An 18,819-nucleotide genomic window follows, 5' to 3' on the forward strand; every position below is an offset into this window, starting at 1 on the left:
ATATTTCTATCTAAAGCTTACTCAATAGGCCTGTTACATGAATTCTCCCTTACATTTTTGCCAGTATTCCATTCAAATCATTGAGCTCTAATAGCCAGATTACTCCAATCCCTGTCGAGTGACGATTGGCACATACCCTACCTCCATACCCGCCGGTGGACTGACGATCAAGGCCGGATCAATATTTGCCAGCTCTCCTATCAACGGTGGAGGCAGGTATTCCTGGTCTTTTTTCCAATGCTTGTGCAACAGTTCCACCCTTCTTTGCATTTCTTCACGTGCTGCTTTGCTCATGTCGGCATTGAGCAAGGCAGGTTGGTCGGCAAATCGATACCAGTAATAGGTAAGGGTACTACCATCGCCCAGTTTGGCCTTGAAAGGCCCAGCCGCCGGGCCTGGGTTTTTCCAGCTACTATCTCCCTCTTCAGGAGTAACATAAGTAAGGGAGGGCCTGTCGTCTTCAGCCCTATTAAAGCTCACAGTATGGAGTCCTGTTTCAGAAGGGACCTCTTTCGGAGCCACTGCCACCCATTGCCCCATATCGTCCTCGCTGGATTTCTCCATTTTATAGTATTCAGGAAGTGTGATCAGGTCATGGCTATTTGTTTTTCTTTTTGTAATCAGGTCTCCTTCCCAGCGAACCCTTAAGGTAGCCGAATCAGTGACATTTGCGTCCATGTAGGAAGTAATATTCATTAAGGCACGTTTGTCCTTGGGAATATGCTCTCCATAAAACTTCCAGTTAGACCTGACACCTTTGTTAAATTTTTGCATGAGCGCATGCTCCACGTTTATTTTACCATCAACAGTATCACCTCCGTCAAACCATGCTTCGACATCGTCCCAAAGGGCCTCCTTTTTATAGACCATCAAGCGGTGAAGCAGATCCGAGTTGCCATCTGGACCTGCCGGATATTGTGTCGGAGACATACGTGCATACGTTTGACCCTTGGAGTCAGTCGCTTCATAGGAGTGAATATGCTGGGTTTCCATTTGAAAAGGTTTATTCGGTTCTGAGGGACGTTGATCTAAAAACAGTCCACTCAGACGAGGGTCCTCCACTGATGCTTGACTCCAAAAATAAGGAGTGAAGAATGCCACGGGGCCCTTAAAATTTCCGGTATTTAAAAATAAGGTCCAGCACTGATTGCCAGTGGGTACAGCTGTACCTGCGGTGGCAGGTGTCGGCTCAGTCAGCGGTAAAGGCAGGTATCCACTACCAAATAACTCACCACTGGTGCCTTGTTTGAGATTCAGACCATCAGGAGGCCAGAGTAGCCATGGACTCAGTTGAGCTACGCCGTATTTCCCTTTCGGGTCGCTCCAGTCCCTTCCTCTACCGGCCCCTGGACCGTTGGCCCATCCTGCAAAATTAAGTTGTACACCGCCCATTATAAATTTAGGCGTTGTTGTTGCAAACTCGGTATCGCGCCACCAGCCAAGACCTCCTTCAATATCCGTATACAACTTTTCTACCGGCAAAGGCCCGTCATGCTCCGGGTGCATCCAGGTACCAAACAAGCCTGATTGAAAACTCCTTCCTGAATATTCCCTTAATAAAGGCCAGGCCGCTGCATACATGGAGTAGCCTGCATTGTATGATTCATCAACCTTTTCCCTTTGAGTAATCATGTAACCGCCAACATTTGCCTTTCGGATCTTACTTGCGTCGGATTTATCTTTATTATTCTGTGCAGTAACAGCAGTGAAAAAGAACAAGAGTATAATAGAAAGTCCCATAGCCACTGTTCTGGTATCCGCCGGATTCTTACAACTAAAATAGGATAGGCATGTCCCTTTAAGTCGATGCCCGTACAAGTTGTTTTTCTTAATTACAGTCATTTGATATCGTTTTTCTACCTGCTGGGAAAATGGATGCTATATGGAAAGCAGAAGTCCGTTATCCTATGACATTCATCAACAGAAGCAGGTAGAGGGTAATAAAAGCTTTTTGCGGGTTTATTAAATTTACCGCCTCTTATGGTTCTGATTATTTCGAATAACGGTTCAGAACTGAATAGTCGACACCTGAAGTGCCGAGGACCAGCAGAATTAATCTAAAAAAACCACTAAGGGAATATAGTAATTTTCTGTAAATTATTCGCAATAAATATGGGACGGTGTTTTTTCTTTACTTGACTCCGATAGCAGGAAGCGAATCTATTCATCAAAAATTCATCTTCAAATTAGGCTGGTGTAAAAATTGATCGGTTGGTTTATGGTAAGGTGCTTTTTGTTTCCGTAAAGAAGAATATTATGTATTATGCCTCGTCTAAGTCTCCTCCAAGAGTGGGAGGGAACAAAAATTCAGATTCCCTGAAGGAATAAACAGGAGAAATAAGTAGCTTATTTATGAAGAGGAAATAATCACCTTTTTTAACGTGACTCGTCCTGAATTTGGTTTACGCAAAAAATGAGGAAAATGGAAAAAAGGAGTAAAACTAACTTAGGACAATGGATAACTTTGGATTATAAATAAGCAAGCTGCCTAATAGTAAAAGAAAAATTGTAGTGCCTTATTGAGAAATAATTTCACACATTAGTAAAGGGAAAACATGCATAAAACCCTGTATCCGCTTTTTGGCATCGTGACGGTTTTGAACACACCCTTCAAAGCAGACGGAGGTATCGACCATGCTGCCCTCCGGAAAAATGTCCGGGAGGCGCTGGAGGCCGGGGTGGCTGGATTCCTCGTGCCGGCAATGGCTGCAGAAGTGTACTCCCTTTCCCATCCGGAACGGATCAAACTAGTGGAAACCGTTTTGGAAGCCGTAAATCAAAGAGTTCCGGTCATTGCAGGGGCAGGGGAGGCGGACCCGGCAAAAGCAAAATCCCTCCTAAAATCCTATATTGATATAGGCTGCAAGCAGGTGCTGTTTCAAATCCCCTATCAAAACGAACAACAATTTAAAACTGATTTTTATCGGTTAGCCGAGATCGACGTGGAAATGATCATGTTGCAGGATTGGGATGCTTCGGGCTATGGACTGCCTGAAAGCCTGATTTGCGAATTATTTGAGAGTGTGGAGGCATTCAAATGCCTGAAGATCGAAACGGTGCCGGCTGGATACAAATATTCCAGGATACTTTCGCTGACCGGCGGACGTTTGAATGTAAGCGGGGGATGGGCGGTGACCCAACTGATAGAAGGACTGGAAAGGGGAGTGCATGCCTTTATGCCCACCGGTATGCATTGGATTTACACGGAAATCCACCGGCTCTGGATGAAAGGGAAAACATCCGAGGCAGCGGAACTTTTTGAAAGCATCCTTCCCGTACTGGCATTTTCCAACCAGCACCTGGAGATTTCCATTCCCTTTTTTAAAAGGCTGCTTTACCGTCAGGGAATGTACCCTTCCGATCTTGTCCGCGATTCTGCGATTTCTTTTGATGCTTATCATGAAAAAACAGCAGACAGGTTGATCCAAAGGGTCATCGAATTGGAAAATCGGATAAAGAACCAACGAGCAGGCCTTTAAAACAGGCAATTTGGGTACCTGTTCGGCAAATGGAAAATCTTTAAAAATAATGGAACCATATCAGGCATTTAAGGAAATATAAGGGGTTTTTTAGCACTCCTGAGATAAGTATACCCAATTTGCCTGGGGCATTTTTGTGAATCTCCGCTTCCTTCGGCTCCGCTCAGGGACCTGTAGGGGGCCAACAGCACCCGCGGCAGTCTTTCGTTGCACGTATCCAATTCTCGTTTTCTACTTCATTCATTTCTACGAAGGACTCGCGTTTTCGCTCCGGATCAGATTGCTCCCTTTTCAGGCTGAGCCTGGCGAAGCCCGACAGGCTCAGGGACCAATGATGGGTTTCTTCATCCCGGCGGAAACTGCCATCACTGTGAGGCAAAAGGGTTAACATACCATGCCTTTTGGTTAAGATCGTGGAAGATTTAACCGATGCCTGGCCTTACATTTATAATCTTTTCGTCTTAATCCATTTATATTCCCTTGGTTCGCATAGTCTCAGGCCTGTACATATTTGATATTTCTTTCCGTAACCCGGCAGTATCCCCACTTTTGCTGGTAATATGGCTGTTCGTTTTTACAGGCTCTGGCTGTACGTCCCGGCAAGAAAAAGAAAAACCGGATGCCCTTCTTTCGGAAGAAATTTTTCGCAATCCGGCTACCGAATACCGTCCGCTGGCATTATGGACCTGGATGAATGGGTATGTGGATACCGTAAAACTGGTGGATGAGCTAAGGGAAATGAAAGACAAGGGGATGCGAGGCGCCATTATTTGGGATATCGGTGCCCTGATCAATCCCGATGACCTGATTCCGGATGGTCCGGCCTTTCTCGGGCCTGAATCCTTACAATACATTTCGTTAGCCTTAGATACCAGTCATTCATTGGGGCTTGACCTGGGCATTAGTTCGGCCAGTAGCTGGAATTCGGGGGGTGGATGGATTGAAATATCGAATGGTTCTAAAGAGTTATTAACGACCTCTGATTCGGTAAGGGGTCCTTCCAGGATGAAGTTAGCCCTGAAGAATCCCGAATCATCCAGAGGAATAGCCGAGAATTGCGCACTCCTCACCGTGATAGCGATTCCTCATAATTCGGCAAAGGTTTATGATCCGAAGGATGCCATCATTCTTTCAATCAGCGAAAATGCAGGAGAGCCAATAGAATGGCAGGTACCGGAGGGACGGTGGGAAATCCGTTCATTTTTCAGCTGCAATACCCTGCAGCCTTTGGTCGTCCCCAGTCCCAATTCATCAGGTTTAATCATCGATCACTTGAGTGAAAAGGCCACTGAGCATCATTTTGAAGAATTATTCTCAAGGTTAGACCAGGTCAGTACGCCTCAGAAACAGATGGATTTCATTTTTCTGGACAGTTATGAGGTGTGGGAAATGACGGATTGGACACCGGCATTTATGCGGGAATTCGAAGACCGGTACGCCTACGATCCCCGGCCCTATCTACCCTTATTGCAGGGATTTCACCATTCCGATTCCTTGATCCAGGACCGGTTTGAAGCAGACTACAGGCGTTTGGTCAGTGATTTACTGATCGAAAACCACTACGCAAAAACGGTGGAGATGGGAGAGGAACAGGGCGTTCAGATGGTAACCGAAGCGGGCCATGGAGGCAGTCCGAGAGTGGAACCGCTGAAAGCTCTAGGGAATTCCCACATTCCCATGGGGGAATTCTGGAACCGTCAACGGCACTGGGTTACGAAGGAAGCCGCCAGTGCTGCGCATATTTACGGAAAGAATATCGTTGCCTCAGAATCGCTAACGGGCTGGAATCATTGGCAACACGGCCCGACAGACTTTAAGCAGCTTATTGATATTGCCTTTTGTGAAGGGCTGAATCAGGTGGTTTTTCATACATTTTCCCATAATCCGGAAATTGCCGGAAAGCCCGGGTTTGTGTACCATGCTGGGGAACATGTCAATGTCAACGCTACCTGGTGGGAAATGGCCCGGCCTTTTATGGATTATATAGCCAGGTGTTCCTATATGTTACGCCAGGGCCATTTTGTAGCCGACGTGCTCTTATACTACGGAGACGAGGCACCTAATTTGGTGCCTCCCAGAAGGATGGATCCCAACTATACCCCCGACATGACGGGCATTTTCCCTCCTTATTTTTACGACGAAAGTAAGTGTCCCCACTGCGGCAGGCCCAAACCGATCAACCCCGGGAATCTGCCGGGTTATCAATCCGATTATATCAATGAGGACGTGATTACCAAAACCCTGGAAACCGAAAATGGAAATTTGGTATTACCGCATGGATCGGCCTATAAAATGATGGTGCTCCCGGACCGGGCGGATATATCCCTTGAAGTGTTAAAACGGCTGGATAAATTGATAGCTGACGGAGCAGTGGTGATTGGGAGAAAACCCGAAAGAAGCACCTCCTTAAAAAATTATCCGGCAAGTGATCAGGAAGTGAAGCAAATTGCGGACAAAATTTGGGGCGATTGTGATGGTGAAAAGGTCCTTTCCCACGAGTACGGAAAGGGCATCGTTTATTGGGGCAAGTCGGTGCAGCAAGTTTTGGAGGAGCAGTCCATACCACCGGACCTTCAGGTTAACGGGATCAATAATCAGGACCTCCATATCGATTTTGTTCACCGGCAGACGGAGGATGAAGATATTTTTTTCCTGTCCAATAGCAGCGAACAACAAGAAAAAATCACCTGTATTTTTAGGGTAGATCCGGACAGCAAACCCGAATTGTGGGATGCTGAAACAGGACTAATACAGCGGCAGGTCGAATTCACAAAAGAAGATAACGGATTGCAAATGGAGCTTACGATGGATCCGCTGGCATCCAGATTCGTGGTTTTCCGGAGGGATACGGATGGAAGAGATTATGAGGACTTGCACCAAGACTTGCAGAATGGATTAATAGAACACCTCCATTCAAATGAGAACCTCCGGTCAATTGATCTTTCCACCAATTGGGATATTGCCTTTGATCCCGTAATGGGCGGTCCGGATTCACTGAAATTAGACAAGCTTATTAGTTGGTCTGCGTTGGAAGATGAAGGGGCCAGCTACTATTCCGGTTCCGCCACTTATACCCGGGAATTTACAATCAATGCGGATGTGCTAGCTGCCGAGGCAGAGGCTTTCGTTTCATTTGAAGACATTCAGGAAATGGCCAAGGTATTTGTTAATGGGAATGACTGTGGGATTTTATGGCTTCCTCCTTACGCAACCCGTATCACGCCGCATTTGAAGCAGGGTAGCAATACCATTACCGTAAAAGTAATCAATACCTGGAATAACCGAATTGTCGGGGACCTGAGGAACCCGGATAAAATCCCGTTTACCCAAACAAATGCCCGGGGGAAATTTACGAGCAAGAGCCCATTATTGCCCTCTGGCTTGTTGGGTACAGCCGCCATCAGTTTTATTAGAAAAAAATAAGATGATAATGAAAAACCGATACCGTTTATTTTACGCTAAGATTATGCAGCATTTTCAGCGCTTTGTTACCTTTTTATTTTGTACATCCATCTGTTTGTCAGTTAGCTGTGCTCCCAATACAGAAGAAAAAAAGCCCAATATTATCTATATTTTGGCAGACCAATGGCGGGCTTCGGCCACAGGATATGCAGGAGACCCGAATGTAAGGACACCTAACCTGGATCAACTGGCAAAAGAAAGTTTCAATTTTCGTAATGCAGTCTCTGTGATGCCGATCTGCACGCCCTATAGAGCGTCCCTGATGACAGGCCGTTATCCTACTTCCACCGGTATGTTTTTAAATGACCTTCACCTTCCGGCCTCGGAATTATGTATTGCGGATGCCCTGGTTTCCGGAGGGTATCAAACGGCCTATATCGGTAAATGGCATCTGGACGGGCAGGGCCGACATTCCTTTATCCCTCCCGAACGCCGTCGTGGGTTTCAGTACTGGAAGGCAGCCGAATGTGATCATAACTACAACCATTCGCATTATTATACAGGCGACTCTGATGAGCAATTATATTGGGAAGGTTATGACACCTTTGCCCAGACAGCGGATGCCCAGCAGTACATTCGGGATCATGCCGGCAGTGATAAGCCATTTGCCTTATTTCTTTCCTACGGCACACCGCATTTCCCTCATCACACGGCACCTGAGGAGTATAAATCCCGCTATCCGTTGGATGAGATTACCCTGCCCGCAAATGTACCGGAATCTAGAAAAAGCGAGGCACTCCAGGAAGCACAAGGATATTATGCACATAGTGAGGCCCTTGATAAAAGTATCGGGGATTTGCTAGCCACCTTGAATGAAATGGGCCTTGATGAAAACACGCTGCTGGTATTTACCTCGGATCATGGTGAAATGCTCGGCGCTCATGGCGTAAGGCCAAAGGCAAAACAGGTACCCCTTGGTGAATCCGCAAGCGTTCCGTTTTTGCTGCGGTATCCGGCTATCCATGGAGAGAAAGGAATGGTAGTAGACATGCCTATTACTACGCCTGATATTTTCCCCACCTTATTTGGATTGGCCCGCTTACCTATCCCCGAGACGGTTGAGGGAGAAGATCTTTCATCTGTGGTACGAGAGGGGGTGGAAAAGGAAGACCGAGCCGTCCTATACATGCAAGTCGCCCCCTGGGAAAGAGGGGAATACAGCCGGGAGTATCGGGCGGTAAAAACAGCCAGATATACCTATGTACGGTCCCTCGATGGCCCCTGGCTTCTTTTTGATGATCGTACCGACCCACTTCAAATGAACAACCTGGTTTCGAATCCGGAGAACTCGGATTTGGTTCAGGAGTTGGATGCAAGGCTTCAGGATTTGCTAGCAGAGATCAATGATGACTTCAGACCTGCCCAATCCTACATTGATGAATGGGGGTTGGTATTGGCACCCCATGGAAGTATTCCCTATTCAAACGACAGTGATGCCGGACCCCAACCACCGCAAACACCGCAGAGAAAAGGGAACGGTGAGTAGTCATCTATTTTCTGTTTTACAAGCTGGAAAAAATAAGTACATTTCGCACATGGTAAAAATCAACCTCTTTTTCTTTTTTACGCTAAGTAGCCTACTTTTTTTAAGTTGTGATCAATCGGGAACAAAAGAAGCAGAATATGCTCCGGTCAATATACTTTTGATAACGGCGGATGACTTGAATTATAATTCACTTGGCTGCTATGGTAATTCGATAGATCAAATTTCTCCAAATATTGATAAACTGGCCCAAAGCGGCACGCGGTTTACCAATGCCTTTGTCAATATCGCTGTATGCCAACCCTCCCGTCAGTCCATTTTGACGGGCAGGTATCCGCATAATAACGGGGCTCCCGCTTTCGACCCCATCGATAAAGCCGTCACTACCTTGCCGGAACAGCTTCACAGCGTCGGCTACCTGAATGGGATTCTGGGAAAGGAAATACACCTCAAACCCACGGAAAAGTTTTTCTGGGATTATTACATCCGGGAAGGAGATCTCGCCTCCGGGCTGGGTATTGGAAGGGATCCGGATCTGTATTACCAGTATGCCCTGGAATTTTTCACGAAATCAAAGAAAGAAGCGAAACCCTTTTTTCTTATGGCAAACAGCCATGATCCCCACCGTCCCTTTGCTGGCAGTGATCAGGAAAAAAGGCTTTGGGGAGAAGACTTGCCGGAAGTCACCCGGACCATTCTCCCTTCGGAGGTAGAAGTGCCGGCTTTTCTTCCCGATTTGCCGGAGATCCGGAAGGAGATTGCGGAGTATTATACCTCTGTTCACCGTCTGGATCAAACTGTTGGGGCCCTGCTGCGAGCTCTATCCGACGCAGGAATGGACGAAAATACCATGGTGATGTTTATTAGTGATAACGGCATGGCCGTTCCGTTTGCCAAATCAAACTGCTACCTCAACAGTAACAAAACCCCTTGGATCATTAAATGGCCGGGGAACGTACCGGAAGGACTGGTGGACAGTACCCATTTTATATCAGGTATTGACTTTATGCCCACGGTCCTTCATGCCTTGCATTTACCGGTGGTGCCAGATATGGATGGTGCTTCTTTTTTACCTGTACTCCAGGGGCAAACTCAGCAATATAGGAACACCGTTTTTACGGAATTTCACCGAATTTTTGCCGGGATTGACTACTCAATGCGCGCTGTCCAAAAGGAAAAATTTGGGTATATTGTCAATTTCTGGAGCGATGGGGACCATGAAATCAGGGGCGATGCGGCCAGTGGCCGAACGTTTCAGGCCATGAAGGAGGGGGCGCGAGAAGATGAAGCCATCAAAGAACGCCTGGACATGTACGTTTATCGGGTTCCGGAGGAACTGTATGATTTTAAAAAGGATCCCGATGGGCTGGTAAACTTAATTGATGATCCGGCCTATCGGGAGGAAATCGTCCGGCTCCGGGAGCTTGTCCGGAAAGAAATGAAACGAACAGCAGATCCCATTCACGATGAATTTGTAGAACGGTTTATGAACGAATAGCACCGGGCTTTCTCTATATACCAAAAACTATAGTTAGTAAAAATGATGAAAAAACACCTGTTATTAATCCAACCAAGGCTGCGGAAGCATTCCGGAAATTTGCTGAGTTTATTGTTTATAGTAAGTTTTTTTCTTACCAGTTGTCAACAAGAAGAAGTGACTGAGAAGCAGCCCAATATTCTTTTTATCATGACGGATGACCACACCCAGCAGGCCATAAATGCCTATGGACACGGGTTGCTGGATAGTGTTTATTTTCCAAATATGGATCGCCTGGCGAAAGAAGGAGCCCTTTTTAAAAACAGTTTTGTCACCAACTCTATTTGTGCCCCCAGCCGTGCGGTCCTGCTGACAGGAAAATACAGCCACCTCAACGGGAAGGTAGATAACGTGGGTCCTTTCAACTGGGATCAGAGTATCTACCCCAAGTTGTTGCAGGAAGCGGGGTATGCAACGGCACTTATCGGAAAAATACACCTGGGAGGAAAACCGCAAGGGTACGACTTTTCGCTCACCCTACCCGGGCAGGGAAGTTACTATAATCCTGAATTCATAAAAAACGGAGAAGAGGAAGTAAAGTTTGAAGGGCACTGCGAGGCGCTGATCCCTCAGTTTGTAGTCGACTGGATAGAAAAGGATTGGGACCGAAGCAAACCTTTTGCCATTAACTACCATACCAAAGCTCCTCATCGGGACTGGATGCCGGAAGAAAAATACCTGTCTTATTTGGAAGATAAGGAATTTGAGTTCCCGGATAATTTCTTTGATGATTATGAAGGGAGAGGGACTGCTGCCCGGGAACAGGAAATGGAAATTGTCGACAATATGTATTGGGGCTGGGATATGAAATTTAAGGAAAATCCCTTCACCGGTGAGCAGAGTCGCCTGGCTGCGCCTTTCGGTCGCATGACGGAGGAGCAAATGGAAGCTTGGAACGCCGTATACGGTCCACCCAATGAAAAATTCAAGGAGGACTTGCCCAGGGGGGAAGAACTTGCGAAGTTTATGTTTCACCGTTATTTGCGGGATTACCTAAAAGTAGTAAAATCGGTAGACGATGGCATTGGGGAGGTCCTGGACTACCTGGAAGCAAATGACTTACTGGATAACACGATCGTGGTTTACACTTCTGACCAGGGTTTTTACCTGGGCGAACACGGTTGGTATGACAAGCGCTTTATGTACGAACAATCGCTAAGCACGCCCTTGCTGGTGAGGTATCCCAAGGAAATCAAAGCCGGCACGGTCGTCGAAGATCTGGTGATGAACCTGGACCATGCGCCAACCATACTCGATTATGCAGGATTGGAAAAGCCCGATGATATGCAGGGAGAATCCTGGCGTGGTCTGGCTGCCGGAGAGGAAATTCCCTGGAGGGATGCCATTTATTATCACTACTACGAGTACCCGGGTCCCCATGCCGTCAAACGGCACTACGGAGTTCGGACAGATAGGTATAAATTGATTCATTTCTATTACGATGTTGACGAATGGGAAATGTATGATTTGGAAGCCGATCCGAACGAAATGAATAGTGTTTATAACGATCCCGACTACCAGGAGGTGCAGGAAATGCTCCATAAGCGGCTGGAAGAGCTTCGGGAACAATATGGCGATTCGGATGCCTTGAATCAGCAATTTATCGATCAATCGCTTTCCAAAAATTAACGATCATTCTATCCCATGCAAAGTCAAATGAAAAGGAACGTTCTTTTTCCAGGAGGAAAAAGCCTGGCAGTCCTACTTTTAGTAATCGGTTGCTGGAGTTGTCAGGTTCCGGAAAAGGAGGGTGCCACCGAAGACGAAAAGCCAAATATCATTTTTATCCTGACCGATGATCAGCGATGGGATGCCTTGGGATTTGCCGGAAATGACATTATTCATACCCCGAACATGGATAAATTGGCCGCTGAAGGCTTGTATTTTGAAAATGCCTTTGTCACCACGCCTATTTGTGCGGCAAGCCGTGCTTCTCTGTTTACCGGGCTGTATGAGCGGACACATGATTTTACGTTTGGCAAACCTCCTTTACAGGATGCCTATATGGCCAATAGCTATCCAAACCTTCTCAAAAAGGCCGGTTATCGTACCGGTTTCGTGGGGAAGTTTGGGGTGAAGGTCAATGAAGGGATTGAGGATTCCATTTTTCACCAGATGGACAAAACCTTTTGGCCCTACTTAAAAGAAGTGGAAGGTGAAGAGGTTCACCTGGCAGACATCAATGGGGACCTTGCCATTGACTTTATTAATGCTAGTGCGGATCGGCCTTTTTGCCTTTCCCTATCCTTTTGGTCTCCGCATGCAGATGATGGGGCAGAAGAGCAATATTTTTGGCCGGAATATATGGATCATTTATACCGGGATGTGAGCATCCCGGTGCCGGAAACAGCCGATCCTTCTTTTTATGATAGTCTACCTGAATTTTTACAAAACACCCTGAACCGGGAAAGATGGTATTGGCGATATGATACCCCGGAGAAGCACCAGAAAATGGTAAAAGGCCACTACCGAATGATTAGCACCGTGGATAGCGTTTTGTCAAGGATTCGATTGACCTTGGACGAAGCGGGAGTGGCCGACAATACGGTTATCATCTTTATGGGGGATAACGGCTATTTTATGGGGGAAAGAGGCTATGCCGGAAAATGGCTGTTGCACGAAACTTCCATTCGGGTTCCTTTGATCATTTACGATCCCCGTCAGCCTGAGAGCAAGCGAAGCAAGACCCTATCCCAGATGGTATTGAATGTGGATGTCACACCTACCATTTTATCCTTGGCGGGGGTAACCATACCGGACGATTATCAGGGAAAAAGCCTCACCCCGTTCTTTGAGGGGTCCCCCGACTCATGGCGCAAGGGGGTTTACCTGGAACATCGGCTTGAAAACAATCCCAAGTTGCTTAAGACATCCGGTTACCGGGATGAGGAATTTAAATTTATTCGTTACGATGACAGTGATGTGATCGAATTGTATCATCATCAGTCGGATGTTAATGAGGTCAATAACCTGGCGTTAGAGGAGAAATATGCTGAAAAAGTAGCCTATTATTCAACCAAATGTGATTCCATTGTCCACCAATTAGTCCAGAAAAGAGTCACGAATCAATGAAACCAAAAGCTAAAATTCTTGATCTCTTAGTGAGATGGCCCCATGTCTTTCCAGTCCTGGTTCTGGTATTTTTTTCATGTTCCGAGAAACTGGAGAACAGCGCTCCAAACGTTGTCATTATCTATGCGGATGATATGGGGTACGGAGATGTCAACGTCCAAAACCCCAACTCGAAAATTCCGACACCTCATTTGGACCAGCTGGCATCAGAAGGGATGCGCTTTACCGATGCCCACAGTTCCTCCGGGATTTGTTCTCCGAGCCGGTATGCCTTGCTGACGGGAACGTATCATTGGAGACGGCAACATGGAATCGTCGGCGCTTTTGGAAAGCCCTTCTTTAATGCCTCCGATGTAACCCTTCCACAGGTACTTCGAGAGAACGGCTATGCCACGGCCTGCATTGGGAAGTGGCATTTGGGCTGGAATTGGGAATTTAAGAATCCTCCGTCAGGTAGTGTCATGCAATGGGGAAGAGAGGTAGCTTTTTATCGCCCGGAAGATGTCGATTGGAACAAACCCGTTTCAGGAGGCCCCCTTGATCGCGGATTTGACTATTATTTCGGGGACGGGACCATCAATTTTCCGCCGTATGCCTGGATGGAGAATGACCGATTGATTGAAGCGCCAACAGAGGTCATGGATATTCATGAGATTGGCTATGACACGAAAGAGGGAAATTGGGAGTTTCGACCCGGACCTAAAGTGGAAGGCTGGAATCCCTACGATGTATTACCTACGATTACGGGGAAAGCGACCGAATGGATCGGTCAGCAAACCGCTGATAAACCCTTCTTTTTATATTTTCCCTTACCTTCACCCCATGCTCCCATTATTCCAAATGACGAATTTGATGGCAAGTCAGAGGCAGGTGCATATGGTGATTTTGTTTATCAATCAGATTGGGTTGTGGGGCAGGTTTTAAATGCGATTCGGGACCACGGTTTTGAGGAGAATACGATTGTGATCTTCACCTCCGACAATGGTCCGGAACGGTATGCCTTTGAAAGGGCTGAAAAGCACGAGCATTTCAGCATGGGATCCTTTAGAGGCCTGAAAAGAGATATCTGGGAAGGAGGCCATCGTGTACCGTTTATAATAAAATGGCCCGGGCACATACAGGGTGGAGGGATATCCGATAAGCTGGTTTCCCAAATAGACATCATGGCAACCCTTGGTGCCTTGACCGGCATTAAACTTCAGGATGGTGTTGCTCCGGATAGTTATCATTTCCTTCCTTTCCTAAGTCAAAATTCGGATAGCGTATCTCAAAGAGCGGTTTTGATCCATAATACAATGGAAAATAGATGGGCGGTTCGTGAAGGAGATTGGTTATATATCAATGACAGTACGGGCCAACATTCGATGATGCCGGAATCCTTTTCTAAACTCAGGGGATACGTTACCGACACCACGCCGGGCTTGCTTTTTAACCTTGCTATCGATCCCGGGCAGCGCAATAATAAGTATGAGTTGCAACCCGAATTGGTAGCAAAAATGGACAAGTTGATTTCGGAAAACAAGGCCAAAGGGTATCTGATAAAAGATGAATAAGGTCTGGTAAATGAGAAATACGAACAAACTACTTAAGAAATATTGTATATGATCTTTAGCATAAAATTTAGAAAACTCCTTTTGCCCTTGTGCTTTGTTTTTTGGGGTAGCCTTTCTGCGCAAGAGGTGATTGTTATTGATGATTGGAACCAATTTGGCGACATCCCTAAAACATGGGAATTGGTAGGAGGGGTGACGACCGATTGGGAGCAGGATTCGTTTTTGTCAACAAATCCGGGAACGGGCATTCTGGTGAATCCACCAAAGTCAAAAAACGGCCCGCATTTGATTTCAGGATTTGAACATGGAGACATGGAATTGGAACTGGAGTTTATGGTTCCCAAAGGGTCCAATTCCGGAATTTACCTGCAAGGGCGCTATGAAATTCAGATTTTGGATAGTTGGGGTAAAATCAATCCCAATTCCGGAGATGCAGGAGGGATTTACCAGCGCTGGGATGAAGAGAAAAAACAGGGCTTTGAAGGAAAGCCGCCCCGGACCAATGCGAGCAAGGCACCTGGCTTGTGGCAAAAGGTAAAAATCGATTTTGAAGCGCCAAGGTTTGATGCGGCGGGCAAAAAAGTGAAGAACGCGAAATTTAATCAGGTGTATTTGAACGGTGTATTGGTCCATGAAAACGTGGAGGTGACCGGACCGACCAGATCTGCTTTGTTTGAAGACGAAAAACCGCTTGGCCCGCTTATGATTCAAGGGGACCATGGTCCGGTAGCGATCAGAAATATAAAGTACAAACCCTACGGAGATCCGATTCCTGAAATATCGGACTTGAAATTTGCCTATCATGAAGGAAAGTTCCAGTCAAATGAGGAGTTCATGGCGAATACCCCAAACGAAAGCGGGCAACTCAACAAAATAACCTGGGACCTGGGCCATGGGGTGCTTGATTTTGCATATGTGTATTCCGGGAATTTAGAAATTCCGAAATCGGGGGATTATACCTTTTCCCTGACTGCTTTCGGTAAGACCAGCCTTTATTTGGATGGTGAAAATGTTTTGGACGATCAAATCCAATTCCCGAATAATCCTCCCAGGAGCAGCACCTTACCACTAGAGAAAGGTACGATCCCTTTTCAGTTGGTGTTTTACAAAAATAATTATCCGGGCAGAAGTCCACAACTCGGCGTTTATATAGAAGGTCCGGGGATCAAAAAAAGCCCTTTACACGATCCGAATTCTTACAAAGAATCCGCTATCCAGAAACCGATTTATTTAGAACCGTTGCAGAAACCCATGATTACCCGCGGGTTTTTCCAGCATAAAGACGAGAAAAAGACGCATACGGTAGCGGTAGGAGAACCATCGGGTTCAAACTTTGTCTATGATCTTCAACAAGGAGCGATTTTGAGCGTTTGGAGGGGAGGCTACCTGGACACCTCACCCATGTGGAGACAAAGGGGGACCTCGCAGTTGATGCTGCCCACAGGAGCGGTCGTCGAATTGGCAGACGGCCCCTTCCTGGCCAAATTAGAAAACAAGAATAGCCCCTGGCCGGATTCTCTCAGTAGTGATCTGATTCAAATTCAGGGATACACCTTAGATCGGGACAGACGGCCTACTTTTAACTATGCCCTTGAGCAAATTGCTGTTGAAGACTTCTTTGAACCGGAAAGGGGTGGAAAATTTTTAACCCGGACCATTCGCTATACGAATCCTCAAAAAACGCCGGATGTCTGGGCCCGGATTATCGCTGCGGATAAAATAGCGGATCTTGGCGAGGGAATTTACCTGGTTAACGAAGGTGAATACTACGTAAAAACAGCTGCACCCATGTTGGAGGGTTCCTTGTTACGAAATACGGCTAAGGGTCAGGAATTGTTATTTCCGCTTAACTCAACAGAAGAAAACGGACAAATGAAATACAGTATTATTTTCTGATGGGTTTCGGATATTTAAAAAAAGAATTTATTGAAAAATAAGCATATGAAATTAGATGATAATGGATTGTTGATCAGGAACGCTAGCTTAAATTTTTTACTCCAAAAATCGCATTCCAATCGGTTTTTGGGATGCTTATTAGCTGGGTTTTCCTTATTTATTTCGGTTTCGTTGCCTGCCCAACAGGCAGCGGACCCGGAGGATTTGATTGCCCAGGAAGAAGACTACTATTCGATAGTGGATATCCCTATTCCTGATGGTATTGAACTTGAGGTGGGTGGCCTGGCCGTTATTCCAGATGGTAGTTTGGGGGTAGCCACGCGAAGAGGGGAGGTCTGGCTAATCGAAAACCCCTATATGACCGGTTCGCGGATTCCCCGGTTCAGCCGGTTTGCATCTGGTTTACACGAACCGCTAGGACTTGCCTACCACGAGGGAAGTCTGTATACCAGCCAACGGTCCGAGCTGACCAGATTAACAGATAAAACCGGAAACCGGGAGGCGGATGCTTACGAGACGGTCGTTTCCTGGCCCCTTTCGGGAAACTACCACGAGTATTCCTATGGACCCCTATTCACTCCGGAGGGGGATATGCTGATCACCTTGAATTTAGGTTGGATAGGCCATGGGGCCAGCCTGGCAAAATGGCGCGGCTGGATGATGAACGTTGCTCCGGATGGTGAAATGATTCCGGTGGCGTCCGGGATGAGATCTCCTGCCGGCTTTGGCTACAATGCAGAAGGGGATGTTTTTTACACGGAAAACCAAGGGGACTGGGTGGGTTCCGGCCGCATTACCCACGTAGAGAAAGGTGATTTTGTGGGGAATCCGGAAGGCCTGGTTTGGAGTCATCTGGAAGAATCCCCCGTTAAATTGAAGCCCGAAGATATACCCGATACGGGACAACCCATGTCCAAGGTAGCCGCCGACATTCCCGGATTCAAGACCCCAGCCGTCTGGCTTCCTCATGGGCTTATGGGGATTTCCACCTCCGCTATTCTTACCGATCAATCCGGTGGAGCATTTGGGCCCTTTACAGACCAACTCTTTGTGGGAGATCAGGGGCATAGCAAGATCGTAAGGGTCTACCTGGAAAAAGTAAACGGTGTCTACCAGGGAGTGGCTTTCCCCTTTAGAGAAGGTTTTTCTTCCGGTATCCTGCGAATGGTATGGGGCAAGGATGCTTCCTTATTTGTGGGCATGACGAGCAGAGGCTGGGGATCCACGGGCAAGGATCCGTTTGGATTGCAACGACTGGTTTGGACAGGTAAAGTACCTTTTGAAATCAAAACCGTAAAAGCCAAACCTGATGGATTTGAATTGGAATTCACCCTTCCTGTTAAGGAATCGGTGGCCAAAAATCCGGACTCCTATCAACTATCCAGTTTTAACTACAAGTACCACCATAATTACGGGAGCCCTGTCATCGAGTTGGAAGACCTTGACGTCAGAGCGGCGATTGTTGCTGAGGACGGGTTGTCTGTGAGATTGGTGGTAGATGACCTGAAGAAAGGATATATTCACGAAATTAACGCTTCGGGGATCAAATCTGAAACGGGTATGGATTTATTGCATGCCGCTGGATATTATACGCTTAATGAAATTCCGGCCGGTGAAAAAGTAAAGCTTTCGGTAGTAGATAATTCACCTGTCAACTCCCATCAAGGCCACCAAAATAGCGATGGAAGTACATCCAAAAAAGAGGTAAGCGCAGCTACTTCAGCGGCAGCAAGGACGAAAAATTCTCCGAAAAGAATGACAGAAATGCCTGAATCCTGGTCGGACGGGCCGGACCAAACCATTGTGGTGGGCACAAAACCCGGCTTGAAATACGATCTGGATAATTTTGAAGTAAAGGCAGGGAGCAAGGTAAAGGTCACCTTTAATAATAATGACGATATGATGCACAACCTGGTGATCGTACAGCCAAATACCGCCATCGAAGTAGGAGAGATGGCCTTAGAGATGGGATTGAAAGGCTCCCAAAACGACTATATCCCCGATTCTGATAAGGTACTCTACCATACCAACATTCTTTCCCCGGAAACTTCTGAAACCATCTATTTTGAAGCGCCGGCTGTTCCTGGAGAGTATACCTATGTATGCACGTTTCCAGGGCATGCGTATGTGATGCAAGGGATTATGAAGGTGGTAAAATAAGGGAAAATAGTAGGCGAATCGTAAGTTCTTTCCGCCAGTAATTACGCCGCTAACCCATACAAAAGATTAGTTCTCCCTTGACCCATTTTGCCAATGGCTTGATGGCTGAACGAGGAACTTTTTACCTTTTATCAAGAAACGAGTTTTTGGGATTTAGAGGACAATCCATGGCGTTTT

At 46.6% G+C, this 18,819-nt stretch carries 11 protein-coding genes; 9 read left to right on the forward strand and 2 right to left on the reverse strand.

What is annotated here, in order from left to right; translation table 11 throughout:
• Positions 1 to 99: 99 nt before the first annotated feature.
• Complete coding sequence (locus tag GJQ68_RS17145) at positions 100 to 1,842, reverse strand: hypothetical protein (protein WP_202927962.1); 1,743 nt, start codon at positions 1,840 to 1,842, stop codon at positions 100 to 102.
• A 713-nt stretch (positions 1,843 to 2,555) separates the two neighbouring features.
• Here GJQ68_RS17145 and GJQ68_RS17150 point away from each other — a divergent pair.
• Complete coding sequence (locus GJQ68_RS17150; protein ID WP_162418525.1) at positions 2,556 to 3,479, forward strand: dihydrodipicolinate synthase family protein; 924 nt, start codon at positions 2,556 to 2,558, stop codon at positions 3,477 to 3,479.
• Between the two features lie 163 nt (positions 3,480 to 3,642).
• On the opposite strand, the gene GJQ68_RS17155 is transcribed toward GJQ68_RS17150, so the two are convergent.
• Complete coding sequence (locus tag GJQ68_RS17155; RefSeq protein WP_162418526.1) at positions 3,643 to 3,870, reverse strand: hypothetical protein; 228 nt, start codon at positions 3,868 to 3,870, stop codon at positions 3,643 to 3,645.
• Between the two features lie 89 nt (positions 3,871 to 3,959).
• Between GJQ68_RS17155 and GJQ68_RS17160 the strand changes: the two genes are divergently transcribed.
• Genes GJQ68_RS17160 through GJQ68_RS17195 form a run of 8 tightly spaced genes read left to right on the forward strand, consistent with a single transcriptional unit; the run spans position 3,960 to position 18,642 of the window.
• Positions 3,960 to 6,902 carry a glycosyl hydrolase gene (locus tag GJQ68_RS17160; protein WP_162418527.1) on the forward strand — a complete coding sequence of 981 codons (2,943 nt, stop codon included), beginning with the start codon at positions 3,960 to 3,962 and terminating at the stop codon, positions 6,900 to 6,902.
• 7 nt (positions 6,903 to 6,909) lie between these two features.
• On the forward strand, positions 6,910 to 8,427 hold the full coding sequence (locus GJQ68_RS17165) for a sulfatase family protein (RefSeq protein WP_162418528.1): 1,518 nt from the start codon (positions 6,910 to 6,912) through the stop codon (positions 8,425 to 8,427).
• A gap of 49 nt (positions 8,428 to 8,476) precedes the next feature.
• Entirely contained in the window at positions 8,477 to 9,922 is a 1,446-nt protein-coding gene (locus GJQ68_RS23395; protein WP_235941699.1) for a sulfatase family protein, read from the forward strand.
• Between the two features lie 42 nt (positions 9,923 to 9,964).
• Complete coding sequence (locus GJQ68_RS17175; protein WP_235941684.1) at positions 9,965 to 11,590, forward strand: sulfatase family protein; 1,626 nt, start codon at positions 9,965 to 9,967, stop codon at positions 11,588 to 11,590.
• A gap of 27 nt (positions 11,591 to 11,617) precedes the next feature.
• Positions 11,618 to 13,033, forward strand: coding sequence for a sulfatase family protein (locus tag GJQ68_RS17180; RefSeq protein ID WP_162418530.1), 1,416 nt, complete (start codon positions 11,618 to 11,620; stop codon positions 13,031 to 13,033).
• Complete coding sequence (locus tag GJQ68_RS17185; protein WP_162418531.1) at positions 13,030 to 14,586, forward strand: sulfatase family protein; 1,557 nt, start codon at positions 13,030 to 13,032, stop codon at positions 14,584 to 14,586. Before GJQ68_RS17180 ends, GJQ68_RS17185 begins: the two co-directional genes overlap by 4 nt.
• Positions 14,587 to 14,634: 48 nt before the next feature.
• Complete coding sequence (locus tag GJQ68_RS17190; RefSeq protein ID WP_162418532.1) at positions 14,635 to 16,482, forward strand: family 16 glycoside hydrolase; 1,848 nt, start codon at positions 14,635 to 14,637, stop codon at positions 16,480 to 16,482.
• 45 nt (positions 16,483 to 16,527) lie between these two features.
• Positions 16,528 to 18,642: a plastocyanin/azurin family copper-binding protein gene (locus GJQ68_RS17195; protein WP_162418533.1), complete on the forward strand. Its 2,115-nt coding sequence runs from the start codon at positions 16,528 to 16,530 to the stop codon at positions 18,640 to 18,642.
• The last annotated feature ends 177 nt before the right edge of the window (positions 18,643 to 18,819 follow it).

Origin of the sequence: Cyclobacterium roseum (assembly GCF_010119225.1) — a bacterium.
Classification (GTDB): Bacteria; Bacteroidota; Bacteroidia; order Cytophagales; family Cyclobacteriaceae; genus Cyclobacterium; species Cyclobacterium roseum.